The following is an 18696-nucleotide window of genomic DNA, read 5'->3' on the forward strand; positions in this document are numbered from 1 at the left end:
AATGGTTAAGGATTTCGGCTAACCAAAGACAGGTATTGATAAAGCATTGTCAACCGTCTGTTATCTGAACACTGTACTGACTTTTTTGGCCATAATGTTTTCCTCTGATTTTTATTTATATTATTGAGATGACTTTTACTTATTTTTTTCGATAATAATTTATGTCTATTCTTCGCCATAATTTTTCCAATCACTATAAACAATGTAAGCGTTTTTCCTGCAAATTGCTCAAAATTCATAAAATAAGTTGATAATGCAAATGATAATAGTTATCATTACTATTAATTTTTAGATTTGGTAAAACAATAAAAGATAGGAAAAATAATGAAATTCGTTAATCAATTAACCATATTCGGCTTATTGAGTACAGCATCGGTTATTGTTTGTGCTCAGGAAAATATTAAAGATGATACTAATATCGAGACCATGAAAGTTATCGCTAATGTTAAAGATAATAATGATCAGCGGATAAAAAAATCATCAACAGCGACAAAAATGCCTTTTGATATCAAAGATGTTCCGCAAACGATCAATTCAGTGAATCTTGAGCAACAGAAAATTTATGGGCAAAATGATTTAAATGTAATAGTAAATAAATTACCAGGGGTTGATACAACATATGATATGCGTGATGAGGGGGTAAAAATTCGCGGTTTTTCGGCAAGCTCTGGTGATATTTATCGTGATGGCGTTCGTGCTAGTGGGCAGGTTAGGCAAAGTACTGCAAATATAGAACGAATAGAAGTATTGAAAGGTCCTGCATCTGTGCTTTATGGACGTGGTTCGGGTGGTGGAATAATTAATATGATTAGTAAACAAGCTAATTTTGATTCACCAGCAACCTTAAGCTTACGTGGAGGTTCATGGGATAAATATGGCGGTATGATTGATATTAATCATATTTTGCATGATAAACTGGCGATGCGAATGACCATTGATCATCAATCAGATAAAAGTTTTCGTAAAGGGATTAAGCAAAGAGATACAATGGTGTCGCCAAGTCTACTTTATGATAATTTAGAGGGATTTAATTGGTTAGTTCAATACACGCATGATCATTTGTGGCGTAAACCTGATCGGGCGCCAGCTTATTATGATTTACCCAAAGGCGTATCAACTAAAACGTCTTATGCTCATCCAGATGATTATGTGAAAGATAATTTTAGTTCATTACGTTCGGTTATTGGATTTGAATTTAATCATGATTGGTTAATTAAATTAACGAATTTATACCGCCAAGCAGCTCAAAACTTCGATCACATTTATGCAGGTAGTTATTGCCATTTGGATGGAAAATTGAACAACGGTAAAGCTTGTGTTCATCCAGGGATGTTGCAATTTCGCCGCGCTTGGCAAGAGACAGCCAATAAAACCTATAGCAATACTGTCGATTTAATGGGAAAATTTAATACGGTCAGTATTGTTCATGATATGCTTATTGGTGTTGAATATAATATTGAAAAACGTCAGCCAAGATTAGCCTTAACAAGCGCTTATCCTGAGGCCGTTGATCCTTTTCATCCTCATTGGCATTCCCAAAAGCCTCATTACAATAAATTAAATACCAAAACTAACCATAAAGCAACATCGACAGGCTTTTATTGGCAAGATTTAATTAGTTTTACAACACAGTGGAAGTTACTCGCTGGATTACGTTATGACGATTATAAATTTGCATCAGACGATAAATTAAAACACCAAAATCGTTCATATGATGGACACACGTTAAGTCCTCGAGTTGGTTTAATTTGGCAACCTATAGAATCACAGAGTTTTTATGCTTCTTATAGTAAAAATTTTGCACCTTATGGCGGGCGTGGGCTTATTACTATATCTACTGACTCAAAAACAGTTTATGATGATAAACCCCAATATTCACGCCAGTATGAAGTTGGTGTCAAAAGTGATTGGTTAGATGATAAGCTTTCTTCTCAAATAGCCCTTTATGATCTTGAATTATACAACGTCCGTTATCAACCTGATGCTATTAACGATCCTTATAATTGGGCGGTTAAAGGTAGTGATCGTAGCCGAGGTATTGAGTTAAGCGTTATTGGTCAGTTGGCATCAAAATGGTATATAAATAGTGGTATTGGTTATCAACAAGCCAAAGTTCACAAAGATAAAAAAACACCAGCCAATCAAGGAAAATATTTGCCTAATACTGCTAAAAATAGTGGTTATTTAAGCATTCGTTATTTACCTTACGATAATTGGTTTACAGAATTGGAAGTCAATTATAAAGGAGCTATGTATAACGATGATAAAAATCAATTTAAACGTGCTGGTTATAGTGTATGGAATGCTGCGGTTGGTTATCAATTGCCATCCTTTGAGGTAACGTTGGCATTGACTAATTTGTTAGGTAAAGCATATTGGCGCTCAAGTAGTATGCCAGGCACTCCGAGAGCTTTCTTGCTGACTGCAAGTTATAAACTATAAAGTGATATAAAAAAACAAATACTGAATTATTTGAGGATTAAAATTGGTAAATAATTATAAGTAATATAATTCAGTATGTTGTTAATAAATTTAGGGCATTTAGACAAAAAATAAGTTAATTGGCATTTTTCTATACAGCACAAAAGCAAATAGTTTAATGTCGAATGTAGATGCTAATAATTTAGCAATTGAATTATTGTCTAAAAATTTCAAGTGAATAAAACATGAATTGAATAAAAATGTTTAAAAATTTTATTTTTTTCAATAAGATAAATTCCTTAATAGACTGTGTTATTCAAACAAAGGGTTTTTGCGAACATTAAAATGGTTAAAAATTGCTGATGAATGTATAAAATGCCACTAAAAAGAATAACTCGATTAATATAGGTATAATAAATTCTCAATGTATTAATAAAAAGTTGTTCCTTTAAAAAATAAATTTTGCTAACGCGCTTAAAGAAACAGTTAAAATTAATTATTCAATTGTGAGACAAAGTAGATTCTGTTATACTAATTTCCCGTCTGATTCATCGTATATTGCTTTGGTTTTTAAGGTTTAAAATCAGTGCGATATTATTCTATTAAATTAATAATGGTCTGGTATTAATGGTCACGAATTATATTTTTGTTACAGGCGGTGTCGTTTCTTCACTTGGTAAAGGCATTGCCGCAGCATCATTAGCTGCAATTTTAGAAGCCCGCAATTTAAAAGTCACCATGCTCAAACTTGATCCCTATATTAATGTCGATCCAGGCACAATGAGTCCTATTCAGCATGGTGAAGTATTTGTGACTGAAGACGGTGCCGAAACTGATCTTGATTTAGGGCATTATGAGCGCTTTATTCGCACTAAAATGACGCGAAAAAATAACTTCACGACTGGACGCATTTATTCTGATGTGTTACGTAAAGAGCGTCGCGGTGATTATTTAGGTGCGACGGTGCAAGTCATTCCACATATCACTAATGCAATTAAGTCACGAGTGATTGATGGCGCAAAAGGATTTGACGTTGCGATTGTCGAAATTGGCGGTACGGTAGGTGACATTGAATCACTGCCATTTTTAGAGGCGATCCGTCAATTAGCGGTTGATGTTGGTCGTGAGCATACCCTATTTATGCACCTAACGTTAGTGCCATATTTAGCTTCAGCAGGTGAAGTGAAAACTAAACCAACACAGCATTCAGTAAAAGAATTATTGTCAATTGGTATTCAACCCGATGTATTAATTTGTCGTTCCGATCGTATTATCCCTGCTCACGAACGCGCTAAAATAGCGTTATTTTGTAATGTGCCTGAGCGCGCTGTTATTTCGCTTAAAGATGTCGATTCTATCTATAAAATTCCGGCATTATTAAAATCGCAAAACTTGGATACCTTTGTTTGCAAACGATTTAATCTTGAATGTAAAGAAGCCGATCTTTCTGAGTGGGAGCAAGTCATTTATGAAGAAGCCAACCCTGTTGGTGAAGTCACTATTGGTATGGTGGGTAAATATATTGCTTTGCCAGATGCCTATAAATCTTTAAATGAAGCTTTAAAACATGGGGGATTAAAAAACCGTTTAACCGTTCATATCCGTTATATTGACTCAGAAGATCTTGAATCTCGAGGTGCAGAATTACTTCAAGGGTTAGATGCGATTTTAATCCCTGGAGGATTTGGTTATCGTGGTGTCGAAGGCAAAATTATGGCTGCTCGCTATGCGCGTGAAAACAAAATTCCATATTTAGGTATTTGCCTTGGCTTACAAGTGGCTATGATTGAGTATGCACGTAATGTTGCTGGTATTAAAGATGCTAACTCAACTGAGTTTGTTAAAGATTGTTCAAACCCAGTCATTGCTTTAATCACGGAATGGAGCGATAAATCAGGTAACGTTGTTCAACGCAGTGAAGATAGTGATTTAGGTGGTACGATGCGATTAGGCTCACAAATTTGTCATTTAGAACCAAATTCATTAGTATTTGATATGTATAAGAAAGAGTCAATTACTGAGCGCCACCGCCATCGTTACGAAGTGAACAATAATTTATTACCAGAAGTGGTTAAGGCAGGGTTAAAAGTCACTGGTCTTTCAACAGATAGGAAGTTGGTTGAAATCATTGAAATTCCAGATCATCCATGGTTTGTTGCTTGTCAGTTCCACCCTGAATTTACTTCAACACCACGAGATGGGCACCCACTGTTTAGTAGTTTTATAAAAGCTGCCAAAGCATATCAAGAGCAGCAACAAAAATAGTTTTGAATTAATATATATCAATATCTGTCATATAGAGGAAAATAACATGGCAAAAATCGTTAAAGTACATGGTCGTGAAGTCATCGACTCTCGTGGTAACCCAACTGTTGAAGCTGAAGTTCATTTGGAGGGCGGTTTTGTTGGTCTGGCAATTGTTCCATCAGGTGCATCAACAGGTTCTCGTGAAGCGCTAGAACTTCGCGATGGTGACAAATCTCGTTTCTTAGGAAAAGGCGTATTAAAAGCAGTTGAAAACGTAAATGGTCCAATTGCTAAAGCCGTTGTTGGTAAAGATGCGTTAGATCAAGCAGTAATCGACCAAATCATGCTTGACTTAGATGGCACCGATTTTAAATCTAACTTAGGTGCTAACTCAATTCTTGCTGTATCTTTAGCAACAGCTAAAGCAGCAGCAGCAGCTAAAGGTGTTCCACTTTATCAACACATTGCGGATCTTAATGGCACTCCAGGTCAATACTCAATGCCATTACCTATGATGAACATCATCAATGGCGGTGAGCACGCAGATAACAATATCGACCTTCAAGAATTCATGATTCAACCAGTTGGTGCTAAAACAGTACGTGAAGCAATCCGTATGGGTTCTGAAGTATTCCACAACTTAGCTAAAGTGCTTCACGCTAAAGGCATGAATACTGCTGTTGGTGACGAAGGTGGTTTTGCGCCTAACTTAGGTTCAAATGCTGAAGCTTTAGCTTGCATTAAAGAAGCAGTAGAAAAAGCTGGTTACGTATTAGGTAAAGATATTACTTTAGCGATGGACTGTGCAGCTTCTGAATTCTACAACAAAGAAACTGGTAAATACGTATTAAAAGGTGAAGGAAATAAAGAGTTCACATCTCAAGAATTCACTCACTACTTAGAAAGCTTAACTGAACAATATCCAATCGTATCAATTGAAGATGGTTTAGACGAAAGCGATTGGGATGGTTGGGCATACCAAACTAAAGCATTAGGTCACAAAATCCAATTAGTTGGTGACGATCTATTTGTTACTAACACTAAAATCTTCAAACAAGGTATTGAAAAAGGTATCGCTAACTCAATCTTAGTTAAAGTTAACCAAATCGGTACATTAACTGAATCTATCGCGGCAGTTAAGATGGCTAAAGATGCTGGTTATACTGCGGTTATTTCTCACCGTAGTGGTGAAACCGAAGATTCAACAATTGCTGATTTAGCTGTTGGTTTAGCTGCTGGTCAAATCAAAACTGGTTCAATGAGCCGTTCTGATCGTGTTGCTAAATACAACCAATTAATCCGTATTGAAGAAGCTTTAGGTTCAAAAGCACCATTTAACGGTTTAAAAGAAGTTAAGGGTCAATAATTAGTTTTTGATAAACTAAATTATCACTTATAAAAACGGTGACTAGTTCACCGTTTTTTATTTTCATATAATTTAATCCTGCTTAATGTAGGAATAGTTGCACCAACTAAGGTTGTGTTGTACTCTTACCGTTTGATTGTTTATGGCTTTTGAAAAATCAATATGTATTGATCAATGGCCTCCTAATAATTGATAAAATAACTAACTCGATTTAAAGCTCTACTTATGAATAATATTACGAATATGTCTCAGCCAAAAAGTAAATGGCAACTCTTTAACTGGCTTTATACTGGTAAACTACCGCTAAATGAATTATGGCTTAGCTCGACCTATCGTTATAAGTTTTTTTTAAGAACCTTGTTTTTAAGCCCAATAACGCTAAAATGGCTTGATAAATTAAGGCAGTACCCGCTACTTGGCTATTACTTTTCATGTCAAACAAATTTACCGTGTAAATTACAACGACCTTATTTAGCATCTTGCCTAAGTCAAAAAGCGCGGTATGATGCCTTAGTCTATCATTATGATTTTTTAGCAAAACAGCCTGATAGCTTGACTAAAGCATTTTACAACCCACAATCACCTTTTATACTGGCAGATATGTCGGTTAAAAATGAAACCAATATCCAAATTGCGGTTCAAGCTCGTAACAAATTTGCGAGGGAAGGTGAAATTAGCCTTTATTTTTATGATAGTGATGGAATTGATTTAGCAACATTAACATTTTCCATTATTGAATATCAAAACAAGCCCACTCTTTTCATTGCAGGATTACAAGGTACTGGCTACCCTGATGCACGCACGCGTGTACAAAAAGCAACTAAAGCATGTTATGGGTTATTTCCTAAGCGCGTTGTCGTCGAAGCGGCATTAATTGTTGCACGTTATTATCACTTAACACAAATTATTGCTGTAGGGAACAAAACTCACATATACAACAATTGGCGCTATAATAGTCGTCAGGAACGTATTTTGTCTGATTATGATGAATTTTGGTTAACTATTGATGGCAAACAAAATGCTCAAGGTTTATTTTTACTACCCAACCAAATTCATCGAAAATCAATTGAAGAAATCGCCAGTAAAAAACGTTCAGAATACCGTAACCGTTATACGCTGTTAGATCAACTTCAAACCAAAATAGAAGAACAATTAACGTCATTAAAATAAATTTGTTATTTTAATGCACTTAATTACTTCTAAAACGAATACAAATAAATCGCTTGTATTAAATTTACACAAGCGATGTTAAAATCCAATAAACCCATTTTTTATAGTATAAATACAAAAATAAACTGTTAAGGAATATAAAATGTATTTTGGTATTCTTATTGCGCTAGCGCCTTTATGTATAGGCTATCTGATTAAATTAAATGAACCGAATTGGATTACCAAAATTAACCAAACCTTAAGCTGGATGGTTTATTTTATTCTGTTTATTATGGGTAGCGAGCTTGCCCGCTTAGATAATCTTACTGCTAACTTACAAATTATTCTATTTTATACTGGTATTATTTTTCTATGCACATTTGGTGGCAATTTTATCTTTTTGATATTGATTGAGCGGTGTTTTCCTTCGCAAGCTTCAAGTACAGTTCAAACTTATGAATCTCGCTTTAAAATGATCTTAGAGTCATTACGTGTTTGCATTGCGCTAGCTCTTGGTTTTGTTGTGGGGTTATTGCCACTTTTTATTTGGCAATATAGCGAAGATATTACCAAGGTTGTACTCGTTTTTTTATTGCTATTAATTGGAATTCAACTACGTAGCAATAATATTTCACTAAAACAAATTTTGCTCAATAAAGTGGGGATCGTGACAACGGTTATAGTTGTCATTAGTGCATTTTTAGGTGGTATTATTGCTGCATTAATATTAGACCAGCCAATACATGTTGGGTTAGCAATGTCATCAGGATTTGGCTGGTATTCGTTATCGGGCATCTTAATGACTGAAGCTCATGGACCAATTATTGGTAGTACCACTTTTCTAAACGACATTTTGCGTGAACTATCTGCTATCATATTAATTCCAACTTTAATAAAACGCTATAAATTTACCGTACTTGGTTTATGTGGCGCCACCTCAATGGATTTCACATTACCAATGTTGCAAAAAGGAGCAGGGGTAACCATAGTGCCTCCAGCAATTGTTCAAGGCTTTTTATTAACATTGATTATGCCAATATTTATGACGCTATTTAATTATGGAATTTCTTAAAAAAATCAAATGTAATAAACAATATTAACCAACTGTTTTTATAAAAGATAGTTTAAAATATTCTCAATAGACCAAGGATCTGTGGCCTCTATCTATTTTGTGTAGGAGTGAACCTTTCAATTGCTTAAAATAGTATAATTTTAATACTGCTTTTCAAATAAAATTTGAAGCAAAATAGAGTGAAGAGACAAAATGATAACGATTAATACATTAACGCAAAATAAAAAACTATCCGATCCTGAAGAGATAATAGAATTTTTTGATAAGATTTGTGAATGCGTACCTTGTGAATCAGAACTACACATAAAACTGGAACGAAATGCTTTTTATGCCTTTGTTGTCATTAATACTATTTGCCACTGGCAAAGTGATGGTTGGTGTAATCTTTTATGGAATTTTTCTATAGCAAAATATATTGTGCCAGCAATGCAAGCTGTCAATTTATCAGCAATTGCGGAAGCTATTGAACAGGTCGAACAGACCTATCCTATTTCCTATACAGAATGTAAAGACCAAGCAGAATTATTGGGGTTAGCTAATTTTATTGAAAACCCTCGACGAAAGCGCAAATATATATATTCTGAAAGACTATTAGCTATTTCACAAGAACAACGCCAAATTTATTCACAAAATTTTAATACTAAACTGAAAATATTAGATGATTTAGTCACACCTTTATGGGATTATCAAGCGCCAGAACAAGAAATTTGGCAACCTGTCATTGATTTTATAAATCAACATAACACCCATTAAATCTTAAAACATGCAGTGTAATTTTTTTATGAATTTTTTAGGTCATGATAAAGTATTTGTCTAGTGATATTGCTTGTAATAGGAAAAATACAATATTAATTTAGGCTGTTGATGATGAATAAAGAGTGGAAACCATTATTTCAAATACAATTGATTCATGTCATTAATAAATTACGAATTCATGGGCTTCATATTGGTGCGCCTGATTCAGTTATTTATGAAATAATGGGAGAGCCAGAGTTGCCTACCACAAAACTAAATAAAAAATCAAAAATATATTGTCATATATATGGTAATGTTACTATTTATTCAGAAAATAACATTGTGATAGCGATAGATATTGATTTGCATGGTGTTAGAAAAAAAATAGTCGATTTTGGCGAAGTAGCTAACTGGAAACTTAATGATTGGCTGGCATTATCTAAACAAAAAGGCTGGCATGTTAATAACATATATGATGTGATACAGCTTGAAGGAAATGGCATCGTTATCGGTTTATCTCAAGAAGGTAAAGTAGGCGTGGTATCAATTAGATAATACGTATCAATCAAAATATATCATTTGATAAAGGCATGACTGCCACGGAAATTAAACATGCAGAAGAATATTATCAAATTACTTTTTCATCTGAATTAAAAGCATTTTTAATGGAAATATTGCCCACTTCGCCCGGTTTTTATTATTGGAATGATTATACGCTTGAAAAGCAAAACTACATTCGACAAGCCTTACATGCTCCTATCCATGCGCTTTTATTTGATATTTAATATAATCATTTATGGTTACCAAATTATTGGGGAACCGAGACAGAGAAACGAGAAGATAAATTAACAAGAGCGACACAACAATTGCAGAAAATACCTAAATTGATTCCTAGCTATTTACATCGCTATATTCCCCAATTATCAACGCAACAATTAGCCCCAGTTTTATCAGTGTAGCAAATTGATATTATTTATTATGGCACAAATCTTTAGAACTATTTTGATTTTCAATTTGGTAAAATAAATTGCTCAGATATTGATATTTTCAAATATAGCATCAGCACCTTTTTGATTAGAATTCATTGAATAACATTGCGTATATTTTTATGTGCGCATTTTTATTAAGCACATAGTTAAATTAAACACATAACATTAAGCATGTTATCACAAAAAATAAAGCTGTTGCTGTAGCCAATTTATTTATAGGAAAATTAAGATATGAATATTAGTTTAGTTATTAACGAGAAACCTCCTGAATTGGATGAATTTTTAGATCAGGATGAAATGGAGCTATCCTCTTTTGAATTTGCTCTTGTTGAGTTATCTCAATATATTAATGGATTGATACATATCACATTTAAAAATGGGTTAAACGTTACTTTAGATCTGTTTTCTGATTTTTTGATCTGTTTAGATGACATTATTAACTCAATAAATGCGGCCAAATTATCACACACTAAAAAAGAAACAATATGGTTTTGTGAACAAGGATCTGATTTTTATTTATACTATGAAGTGAAAGATGAAACGATCCTTTTATCATATAAACAAGGTAAATCTACTGGAATGCCGAATAAATTACTACATGATTTTTCTATAGAAGTTGATTCATTAGCATATATTAGAAATTGGGAAAACATTTTTCAGGCGTTAATAATCGTTTTTGAAGAAAAACTTCAAAAGAAAATAGCTATCCCTTTTTGAACATGAATAAATATAAACGTATTTTCTTTTCTATAAAAAGTTTAAATACAAAAATTGAATCGATAACACAATAAATAATTGAATAAAAATTTGGGAGCCAGATATGGTTAAAACAATACATATTGACGTTGATTTTAATGGGATAATTATTTTTGATTATCCAGGAATACTGACTCTTTTTGGCGGGAAAATAGAGAATGGAAAAAACATTCTTCAAGAATTTACAACCACAGATAAAGGTGATTTTGTGCTTGATGAAGGTATTGCCTTACCTATCATGGGGATTGATGATGGTGGCTATATCGTTCGATTGTTTTTAAATGAAATGCCCAGTAATGATGATAGGCGTGTAATATTCAGTGATAAATATTTTTATCTTAATATCACTGGCGATTTATATATTGCCGATATGGCAACTTTTTGGGAATGGGAAGAATATACTGGTTGGAATAAGGCTAATATTCCCAAAGGCACCTATAAAGTCAACTTAGAAGGCGTTCATTTAGAAAAAGACGGCGATATTCAATATTGTTATGATTTAATTTTAGAAAAAATAAATAAGCTTGGTATAAGAAAAATTGAACCGCGCTCAGATGCTAGACTAAGCAAGTGATTGATGATAGGGTAATTACTGCGCTAAAACAAGATGTAAGTATATTAATAATATTATTATTTACGATAAGATAAAAATAAAATTTATAAAAATTAATTAGATACTAATCCATATGTTAAATAGGGGTAACAATATAGACAGCTTAAGTGTTGATGTTAAAATTGACTGGAAGCCTATACAACAAGGTGGAAAAAAGGCAATTCCAATAAATATAAAATATTATGTAATTACTCAGCCAATGAAAGGTAAAAGTGGTGATATGTCATCTTGGTCATTAGTGTTAAATGTGCAACGTTGCGAACTATTAGAACCCGACCAAAGAGTTGGCTTTGGAAAAGCCTATTTTTTAGTAGAGGATGCACCAAGTTTTTTACTCGAAAAAGGATTTACAATGAATATTTATGAAGGTTATAAGCTAGTTGGCAAGGTTGAAGTGCTTCAACTTCTTCAACTTCTTCAACTTCTTCAGCTTTTAAACAATAATCGACAATATTATTATAAACGCTAAAATATTTAAGATGTTATCTGTATGGCAATGGTTAATAGCGGTCTTTAAATATTCGACTGCTGCCTTTTAATTAAAAATAGAGGGGATATGAATACAAAAGAAATACAAACAAAATACGGTATTATTTATACACGAAATGCATTAATTTTATCTGAGGTTAAATTAGAATGTTATCCATTTACCTTGGTTGTTGATACGTCATTGTCATTGGCAGGTTGCAAACCAGAGATTTTAAATGTTCCTGAAGTTAAAGTGACATTTATGTTTAATGATATTGACCGTTTGTCTATTTATGAAATAGATGAGTATCCCTACGAAAAATATTCAAAATCTAGTTTTGATTTAGTCGATGAAGTTCATAAAGCAGGTAAACAACGCATAATACTTAGCACTTATGATCATATTTTTGATGTAATTGGTAGGTATGAAATCAAATATTATTAATCTATAACATAAAACCGATTATTTACCTAAATCACCTTACTAAACATGGCAAAGCGCTGAAAATACAAGTATTCAGCATAACTAATCTAGGTTTATTGTTAAAAAAATAACAAAAATAGACTAAAAAAAGGTTACATAGAATAAAAAATAATCTTATCTTAGCTAAAAAATACCTTTATTTTTCGGTTTTTTAATACTTTCTAAAGGAATTTAGGTAAATATCATGGAGCTTGCTGTTAGTCGTATTGCTTTAATCATCAATCGCTTTATTCAATATCCCTTTTTTGTCTTTTATAAGTTAAACGGGTTTTTAGCTTTGTTGGTTTTATTGCGCAATGCAAGGAGCAGATTATGCTAGCTATGCCACTGTCTCAATGGCGCACGATTACCGCTACCTCTGCCATGCCTTTGTATGCCGTACTTTCTAACGTCAGTGATGCGCAAGCGGTTAAAAACTACTATATCACTGATGGCTCACAAACGCCCTATGGTCTTTATAGTGGTACTCCTTACGAGCACTGGTTTTCTGTTATGCCTATGCTAGTGAGACTTGATGAGCATAGCCCCTTTTTAGATTGGATTAATAACACTGAGCACAAAGACTGGGGCTGGCTGGCACGCTCTCATTTACCCTTTGCAGACATCTGCGCCCATTTACGGAGCTTAACCCAGGCCATTATGCCCGATGGTGAAACGGTATTTTTTCGCTACTGGGATGGCGAATATTTGTCAATCATGCTTGATTATTTTACTGATAGCTGGCAAGACGTGCTGCCTGCTTTTGCTTTTTACTGGATTAATCATCAATCACATGTAGTGCATGTACCCGTTGAGCAAGCGGTGCAAACTTCGCCTTGGTGGCAGGTGCCAGAATCATTAATAAAAAAATTGGTAACCGATAAAGAGGATCTGCTATTAGAGAATATCTTACAAACGTTACAAGAAAGTTATCCGAAAATATATTGGGCCTATCGACATGATATTTTAGAGAGAAAAGTTAAACGTTTATTACAATGTAATCAGGGTAAAAGTGACGTTTGGAATTTCATTTTACAACAACTTCAATCATAGGATAACAAAATGACAGAGGACATCATTGCTCCCCCCTTATCAGAGCCTGTTATCACACCCGATGTACAAGCAGAAGCCAATAAAGTCATAAATGAGGTTATTACTGATTTTAAAAATTGCCTTAATGACTACAAATCACTAACCGATACTAGATTTATCGGACGCTTTTTTGATATGGATCAGCAAATTAAGGTGGGTGATATGGAAATTATTCAAAATGTCCAAAGTCGCGCACGAATGGATGGGGTGACCACCTGCCCATTAAGCGGCGAGCTGGTTATCATACATACGTTTCAAACCGCAGGTAAAACCATTCCAATCCCGAAAACCAAATACCGGGTATATGAGGTGGAATCAGGTTATATATGGGATAGTGATAATTACGTCAGCGAAGGTAAATTAGATGATAATGGTAAAGCTGTCTTAAAATTAAAGCCAAATCAAAAATATAAAATTATGTTTTATCCCAATCTTACAAAAAAAGATTTAGACAAGCTCTATGCTTCTTATGATGGTTTAATCAGTCAATATGCAGATTGGTTAGAAAAAAACTGGAATAATCGGCAAAAGCAAGAATGGGAAGCTTATATTGCTAATGGTGCATCAATAGATTGGGTCGAGGCATGTAAAGAGTTTGCTGATGGTATCTGGACGACGTTAAAAGACATTTGGAATTTAGTGTGTAAATTATTTGATATATTTTGCCATCCTTTAGAAAATGCAAAAAAACTGAAACAACTTATCGGTGATGGCGCTGAAAAGTTAATTCAAATGTATAATGAACATAAAGATGAAATAGGCGATATGCTAATGATGCTTAAAGATGAAGCCATGCTATTTATCTTTTTTAATGCAACTTGGTGTCTTTTCAAATTGTTAACCCCCGAACAATTAGTTAACTTTAGTGCCAAAATTGTAGGGCAAGTATTAACCGAAGTGATTATTGCTATTATTTTACCGGGCGCAGTTCTAAAAAAAGGATTTGATATAGCAATGAACTTTGCTTGATAAGAAGGATTATAATAATGAAAAAAAAGGTAGCAAGCACATCAACTAAAGAGCTTATTGAAGCGCTAGAAGAGTTAACCGACATCGCTAAGCAAGCATGTAAAAAACATGTCAAAGATAACCATGAAATAATTCACAGTGGTGGCGTGGATGTTAATGCACACAAAACGGCAACAACCCATAGCAATGCAACGGGTGTAACTGAACATGGCAGCGTTGCTTCATCGGGGGGGAATCCACAGACAAAAATAGAAAATGCATCGTCACATATCACCGACACCCCAGAGGCCGGTAAAAATGCCAAAGGGCAGGCGGTTTCTTCTGATAAACAGACGCCTCATGATGGTGACCCCATATCGTTATTAACTGGCGAAGAGCTATTATCGGTTGAAGATGGTCACTTAACGGGTATCGTGCCTTTTATTTGGCAACGTTTTTATCGTACCAGTGCTGTTGAATTACAGCAAGGATTGGGCTATGGCTGGTCGCACTTTTTAAGTCAACATTTGGTATTTAACAACGATAGCATCACATGGTTAGACCATGAAAATCGCCAAGTTAGCTTTCCCTATCCAACCGAAAAATACACACAGAGATTAAATAGCTTATCAGAAGCCATGTTGTGCCAAGGTGAACAAGATAATGAGTTTATCATTGTTCAATCTAATCAACCTTTTTTAGTGTTTAAACGTGCAAAAGAGGGGACAACAGCTTGTTTGAAACGCATTATAGACAAGCATAACAATGCCATTAAGGTTATTTATAACGCCAATCGGCTACCTTCTGCCATTTTATCACCCGCAGAGCAACCGACGCGCAAGTTAGTCTTTATTTATGAAAATGAAATAGACGCAGCGACTAATGAAAATAACCCAAGCACCCCGAATACTAATATAAATTTAATCCAACAAGTTGAATTACACACCCGAGTCGCACAAGAATGGCAGCGTGTTTCGGTGCTAGCAAAGTACACTTATAACACGCTTTACCAACTTGTTGCGGTGACGAATGCCGCAAATGAGACCGAGCACTATACTTATGATGATAAGCATGTTATTCAATCACGGGTCATGGCGGGTGGGGCAACCTTTTATTGGGCATGGCAAAATGAAGGTAAGCAGGCACGCTGTTTACGGCAGTGGGCGAACTTTCCTCAATTGGATAGTCAGTATCAATGGAATGATGAAGAAAACAGTGTCACGATAATCCACCAAGATGGCAGTAAAAGTTATTATAAGCATAATACCCATGGTAAATTAATCCAAAAAATATCTGCGGCGGGTCATGTACAAAGCTACGAATATAATGATAAAGGGCAACTGACAGCTGAAATTGATGGCGAAGGTCATATTACCTATTATGATTATTCCCCCATCACTGGCGCGTTAGATACCATCACTTATCCCGATGGGCATAGTGTTCATTATGACTACTTGCATGGGGAAATTTATACCCTCACTCAGGGTGATAAAGAGACTTACCAACAATGGCGTTTTCGGCGTGATAGCCAAGGGAACTTACTGGAGCTAATCGACCCTCAAGAGCGCAGCACGGTATATCAATATAATGCTCAAGGTAAGCCCATTTTTATTCAATATCCTGACCAGAGTCACCAACGTTTAGTTTGGTCAGAGCAAGGGGAATTATTAGAGGATAACTCTTCAATTCAAGGTTTACGCCAATTTGGCTATGATGCTATTGGTCGCTTAGAATGGGAAAAACAACAAAACGGCAGTACCACACACTACCGTTATGATGCGTTAAATCGAATTACCCAAATTATCTTACCCAATAACACCACCCGTGAGTATCGGTATAATGCTTATGGTAAAGTGATTTGGTTTAAAGATGAAATGGGCAAAATCACTCAATATGATTACGCCGCACCGTTACACCTACTCACCCAATTACACCAACCTAATGGTGAAAAACTGGCTTTCCAATACGATAATGGGCATTTACAGATTAGCCAAATCACCAATCAAAAAGGGGAGCACTATCAATTTCGTTACACAGCTGATGGATTATTAAGTGAAGAAATTGGTTTTGATAATATAAAAACCACGTACCATTATAATAAAAACAACCAACTTATTGCCCGTTGTGAATACGGAGATGAACATCAATCTGAGCCATTTATTACCCGATATGAGCGTGACAGCCTTGGGCGATTAATTCAAAAAATATTACCGGATGGAAATATTGAGCACTATGAATATGATACTATCGGTCGCTTGATAGCGGTAAAAGATAACGAGAATGTATTAGGTTGGGAATATAACAAAAGTAATCAACTCACAGCCGAACACCAAAACTGGGCGACTATCCGTCATCGCTACGATGAAAACACCGGCTTACTCAATGGCACTAAACTGCCCGATGGGCAATGGTTAGAATATCATTACAATCAGGGTCAGCTACTGGGAATGACACTCGACCACCAGCCATTAGCCGCTTTTCGTTGGGATAAACAAGGGCGAGAGTGTGAACGTCGTCAGGGTAATGGGCTGGTTAACCGTTACCAGTATGACCCACTAGGGCAACTTATTGCCCATCAACGTTATCATGGTTATGATATTAGCACCCAGACCTCGCCAACGCCAATTTGGCAACAGCAATATCACTACAATCCTAACGGACAGCTTGCTGAAATTACCGGACATCAGCCACGCCGTTACCGTTATGATAACGCTGACCAGTTACACACCGTAACTTACCCTGAGGTCAATCCCGAGCAGCATCATGCTGAAAAAGTCGAGCAGTTTGATTATGACGCAACGGGCAATAAAATCAGTGAAACCCAAGCACTAGCCCCCACGCCTTTTCATGCCAATATCGCCAAAGGCAACCGATTAACCTTTTTTAGTGATAAACACTTTGAATATGACCGCTTTGGTAACCTAATTGCCGAAAAGCGCGGAAAAAACCACAGTCTAGTTACCCACTATGAGTACGACTGCCGGCACCGGTTAATCAAAGTGATTAAACCAACGGGGCTTATCATCACCTATACTTATGATGCCTTTAACCGTCGTACCAGTAAAACCGTAGATGGTAAAACTACCGAGTTTATCTGGCAAGGTAGTAAACTTATTGCCGAGACCGATAACGATAAACATTGGCAAAGCTACCTTTACGAGCTAGACTCTTACCGTCCCTTAGCCCTTGTGCACGGCAATGCCCAACAAGATAATATCAAACTCTACTGGTACCAAAACGACCACCTCGGCACACCCATTGCCCTTACCGGCAGCTTAGGTGACACGCTCTATGAATGCCAGTATAATGCTTATGGTCAGATAATAAACGAAACCTACCATCAGGACGATATAGATTCCCTGCCGAATAATCCGTTAAGGTTCCAAGGGCAATATTATGATGAGGAAACAGGACTTCATTACAACCTAAACCGCTATTACGACCCGTTTACCGGCAGATATATTACTCAAGACCCACTTGGTATACAGGGTGGCTTAAATAGTTATCAATATGCCGGTAGTGATCCGATAAATTGGATAGATCCGTTAGGATTGATTAAGGTTGAAAATAATGGGTTTGAGGAGGTTGCTGGAGAGGGAGCCAAAAGCTTACAACAATTAGCAAAAACAGAAATGGACAATCTAGCTGCTCTATATAACAATAAAAACATTCATCCTAAAGATTTTACCATTTCAGTAAATGGTAAAATACTCGTCGCCGATAAAAATGTCAGTATTGGAGCACCGGTATTCACTGGAGCATCTGAGGCTGATGTTATGGCTTATTTTAAACGTCTATCTGGTGTTGATACTATGCCAACAGCAAAAATTATTCCGGGGAAAGGAACGATATATTCAATTAAGATCACAGAAGGTCCCAATGCTGGTAGTAATATTACGTTAAGAAATTTTTCCGAATCTGTAGCACAAACTAAAGCAAAATGGACTATAGATATCAAAAACCCGAGTATTAATAAAGGAAACAGAGTGGAGATGAAATTTCAATGAATTTTAAAAAAATTTATAATTCTATTTTAGAAAGTGCTTTTGGTTATTCAATGGGCACAATGTGGCAACATTTAGATAATTACACGAAAGATATAAAAATACCCTACGAAATAAGAAAAGATTTATTTTTTAGAATATTAGAAAAATTAATAAAAGATGGACATATTAGATTAGCTAGAAATGGAATTTTTTTATCTGGCACAATTGAAGAACAAATTAATTCTATTAAGAATATTTGGCCTCCTTACCCTCCCGATAACGAGGATGATGATCTAGATGATGTAGGTATGTGGTTCTATGTGAAATTAAATTGCGGCATTGTTTGGATTACCAGTAATGGTCAAGAGGTTTGGACTTAAATTAAAAAATT

General features: G+C 35.2%; 16 protein-coding genes. All 16 read left to right on the plus strand.

The window, feature by feature from the left end:
- The first annotated feature begins 324 nt into the window (after nucleotides 1-324).
- Complete coding sequence (locus A9G40_RS03890; protein WP_065581987.1) at nucleotides 325-2442, plus strand: TonB-dependent receptor; 2118 nt, start codon at nucleotides 325-327, stop codon at nucleotides 2440-2442.
- A 606-nt stretch (nucleotides 2443-3048) separates the two neighbouring features.
- Nucleotides 3049-4686 (plus strand): glutamine hydrolyzing CTP synthase, encoded by a 1638-nt coding sequence (gene pyrG, locus A9G40_RS03895; protein WP_065581988.1) that lies wholly within the window; start codon nucleotides 3049-3051, stop codon nucleotides 4684-4686.
- Between the two features lie 46 nt (nucleotides 4687-4732).
- Nucleotides 4733-6034: a phosphopyruvate hydratase gene (gene eno, locus A9G40_RS03900; protein ID WP_065581989.1), complete on the plus strand. Its 1302-nt coding sequence runs from the start codon at nucleotides 4733-4735 to the stop codon at nucleotides 6032-6034.
- 225 nt (nucleotides 6035-6259) lie between these two features.
- Complete coding sequence (locus tag A9G40_RS03905; RefSeq protein ID WP_065581990.1) at nucleotides 6260-7204, plus strand: VirK/YbjX family protein; 945 nt, start codon at nucleotides 6260-6262, stop codon at nucleotides 7202-7204.
- 142 nt (nucleotides 7205-7346) lie between these two features.
- Entirely contained in the window at nucleotides 7347-8255 is a 909-nt protein-coding gene (locus A9G40_RS03910; protein ID WP_065581991.1) for a lysine exporter LysO family protein, read from the plus strand.
- A gap of 192 nt (nucleotides 8256-8447) precedes the next feature.
- Nucleotides 8448-9008 (plus strand): hypothetical protein, encoded by a 561-nt coding sequence (locus A9G40_RS03915; protein WP_065581992.1) that lies wholly within the window; start codon nucleotides 8448-8450, stop codon nucleotides 9006-9008.
- A gap of 114 nt (nucleotides 9009-9122) precedes the next feature.
- Nucleotides 9123-9545 carry a hypothetical protein gene (locus tag A9G40_RS03920; protein WP_081302138.1) on the plus strand — a complete coding sequence of 141 codons (423 nt, stop codon included), beginning with the start codon at nucleotides 9123-9125 and terminating at the stop codon, nucleotides 9543-9545.
- Between the two features lie 35 nt (nucleotides 9546-9580).
- On the plus strand, nucleotides 9581-9775 hold the full coding sequence (locus A9G40_RS03925) for a hypothetical protein (RefSeq protein WP_065581994.1): 195 nt from the start codon (nucleotides 9581-9583) through the stop codon (nucleotides 9773-9775).
- A gap of 435 nt (nucleotides 9776-10210) precedes the next feature.
- Nucleotides 10211-10696 (plus strand): hypothetical protein, encoded by a 486-nt coding sequence (locus A9G40_RS03930; RefSeq protein WP_065581995.1) that lies wholly within the window; start codon nucleotides 10211-10213, stop codon nucleotides 10694-10696.
- Nucleotides 10697-10799: 103 nt separating this feature from the next.
- Nucleotides 10800-11309 (plus strand): hypothetical protein, encoded by a 510-nt coding sequence (locus A9G40_RS03935; RefSeq protein ID WP_065581996.1) that lies wholly within the window; start codon nucleotides 10800-10802, stop codon nucleotides 11307-11309.
- 112 nt (nucleotides 11310-11421) lie between these two features.
- Complete coding sequence (locus tag A9G40_RS03940; RefSeq protein ID WP_065581997.1) at nucleotides 11422-11817, plus strand: hypothetical protein; 396 nt, start codon at nucleotides 11422-11424, stop codon at nucleotides 11815-11817.
- Between the two features lie 87 nt (nucleotides 11818-11904).
- Nucleotides 11905-12261: a hypothetical protein gene (locus tag A9G40_RS03945; RefSeq protein WP_065581998.1), complete on the plus strand. Its 357-nt coding sequence runs from the start codon at nucleotides 11905-11907 to the stop codon at nucleotides 12259-12261.
- 351 nt (nucleotides 12262-12612) lie between these two features.
- Nucleotides 12613-13332: a DUF4123 domain-containing protein gene (locus tag A9G40_RS03950; RefSeq protein ID WP_065581999.1), complete on the plus strand. Its 720-nt coding sequence runs from the start codon at nucleotides 12613-12615 to the stop codon at nucleotides 13330-13332.
- Nucleotides 13333-13341: 9 nt separating this feature from the next.
- A complete protein-coding gene (locus tag A9G40_RS03955; RefSeq protein ID WP_065582000.1) occupies nucleotides 13342-14340 on the plus strand; it encodes a hypothetical protein in 999 nt (332 codons plus the stop codon).
- Nucleotides 14341-14357: 17 nt separating this feature from the next.
- The gene (locus A9G40_RS03960; protein ID WP_065582001.1) at nucleotides 14358-18326 is read left to right on the plus strand and encodes an RHS repeat-associated core domain-containing protein; all 3969 of its coding nucleotides are present in this window, start codon (nucleotides 14358-14360) and stop codon (nucleotides 18324-18326) included.
- A complete protein-coding gene (locus A9G40_RS03965; RefSeq protein ID WP_065582002.1) occupies nucleotides 18323-18685 on the plus strand; it encodes a DUF596 domain-containing protein in 363 nt (120 codons plus the stop codon). The genes A9G40_RS03960 and A9G40_RS03965 overlap by 4 nt, the downstream gene beginning before the upstream one ends.
- The last annotated feature ends 11 nt before the right edge of the window (nucleotides 18686-18696 follow it).

Origin of the sequence: Gilliamella sp. Nev3-1 (assembly GCF_001690435.1) — a bacterium.
In the GTDB taxonomy this organism is placed as follows: Bacteria; Pseudomonadota; Gammaproteobacteria; order Enterobacterales; family Orbaceae; genus Gilliamella; species Gilliamella apicola_C.

What these genes read in the sequence shown, in the direction of transcription:
- eno (WP_065581989.1), top strand. Translation starts at nt 4,733, where the DNA reads ATGGCAAAAATCGTTAAAGTACATGGTCGTGAAGTCATCGACTCTCGT.
- A9G40_RS03915 (WP_065581992.1), top strand. Translation starts at nt 8,448, where the DNA reads ATGATAACGATTAATACATTAACGCAAAATAAAAAACTATCCGATCCT.
- A9G40_RS03930 (WP_065581995.1), top strand. Translation starts at nt 10,211, where the DNA reads ATGAATATTAGTTTAGTTATTAACGAGAAACCTCCTGAATTGGATGAA.
- A9G40_RS03925 (WP_065581994.1), top strand. Translation starts at nt 9,581, where the DNA reads ATGACTGCCACGGAAATTAAACATGCAGAAGAATATTATCAAATTACT.
- A9G40_RS03920 (WP_081302138.1), top strand. Translation starts at nt 9,123, where the DNA reads ATGAATAAAGAGTGGAAACCATTATTTCAAATACAATTGATTCATGTC.
- A9G40_RS03960 (WP_065582001.1), top strand. Translation starts at nt 14,358, where the DNA reads ATGAAAAAAAAGGTAGCAAGCACATCAACTAAAGAGCTTATTGAAGCG.
- A9G40_RS03945 (WP_065581998.1), top strand. Translation starts at nt 11,905, where the DNA reads ATGAATACAAAAGAAATACAAACAAAATACGGTATTATTTATACACGA.
- A9G40_RS03950 (WP_065581999.1), top strand. Translation starts at nt 12,613, where the DNA reads ATGCTAGCTATGCCACTGTCTCAATGGCGCACGATTACCGCTACCTCT.
- A9G40_RS03890 (WP_065581987.1), top strand. Translation starts at nt 325, where the DNA reads ATGAAATTCGTTAATCAATTAACCATATTCGGCTTATTGAGTACAGCA.
- pyrG (WP_065581988.1), top strand. Translation starts at nt 3,049, where the DNA reads ATGGTCACGAATTATATTTTTGTTACAGGCGGTGTCGTTTCTTCACTT.
- A9G40_RS03905 (WP_065581990.1), top strand. Translation starts at nt 6,260, where the DNA reads ATGAATAATATTACGAATATGTCTCAGCCAAAAAGTAAATGGCAACTC.
- A9G40_RS03935 (WP_065581996.1), top strand. Translation starts at nt 10,800, where the DNA reads ATGGTTAAAACAATACATATTGACGTTGATTTTAATGGGATAATTATT.
- A9G40_RS03910 (WP_065581991.1), top strand. Translation starts at nt 7,347, where the DNA reads ATGTATTTTGGTATTCTTATTGCGCTAGCGCCTTTATGTATAGGCTAT.
- A9G40_RS03965 (WP_065582002.1), top strand. Translation starts at nt 18,323, where the DNA reads ATGAATTTTAAAAAAATTTATAATTCTATTTTAGAAAGTGCTTTTGGT.
- A9G40_RS03955 (WP_065582000.1), top strand. Translation starts at nt 13,342, where the DNA reads ATGACAGAGGACATCATTGCTCCCCCCTTATCAGAGCCTGTTATCACA.
- A9G40_RS03940 (WP_065581997.1), top strand. Translation starts at nt 11,422, where the DNA reads ATGTTAAATAGGGGTAACAATATAGACAGCTTAAGTGTTGATGTTAAA.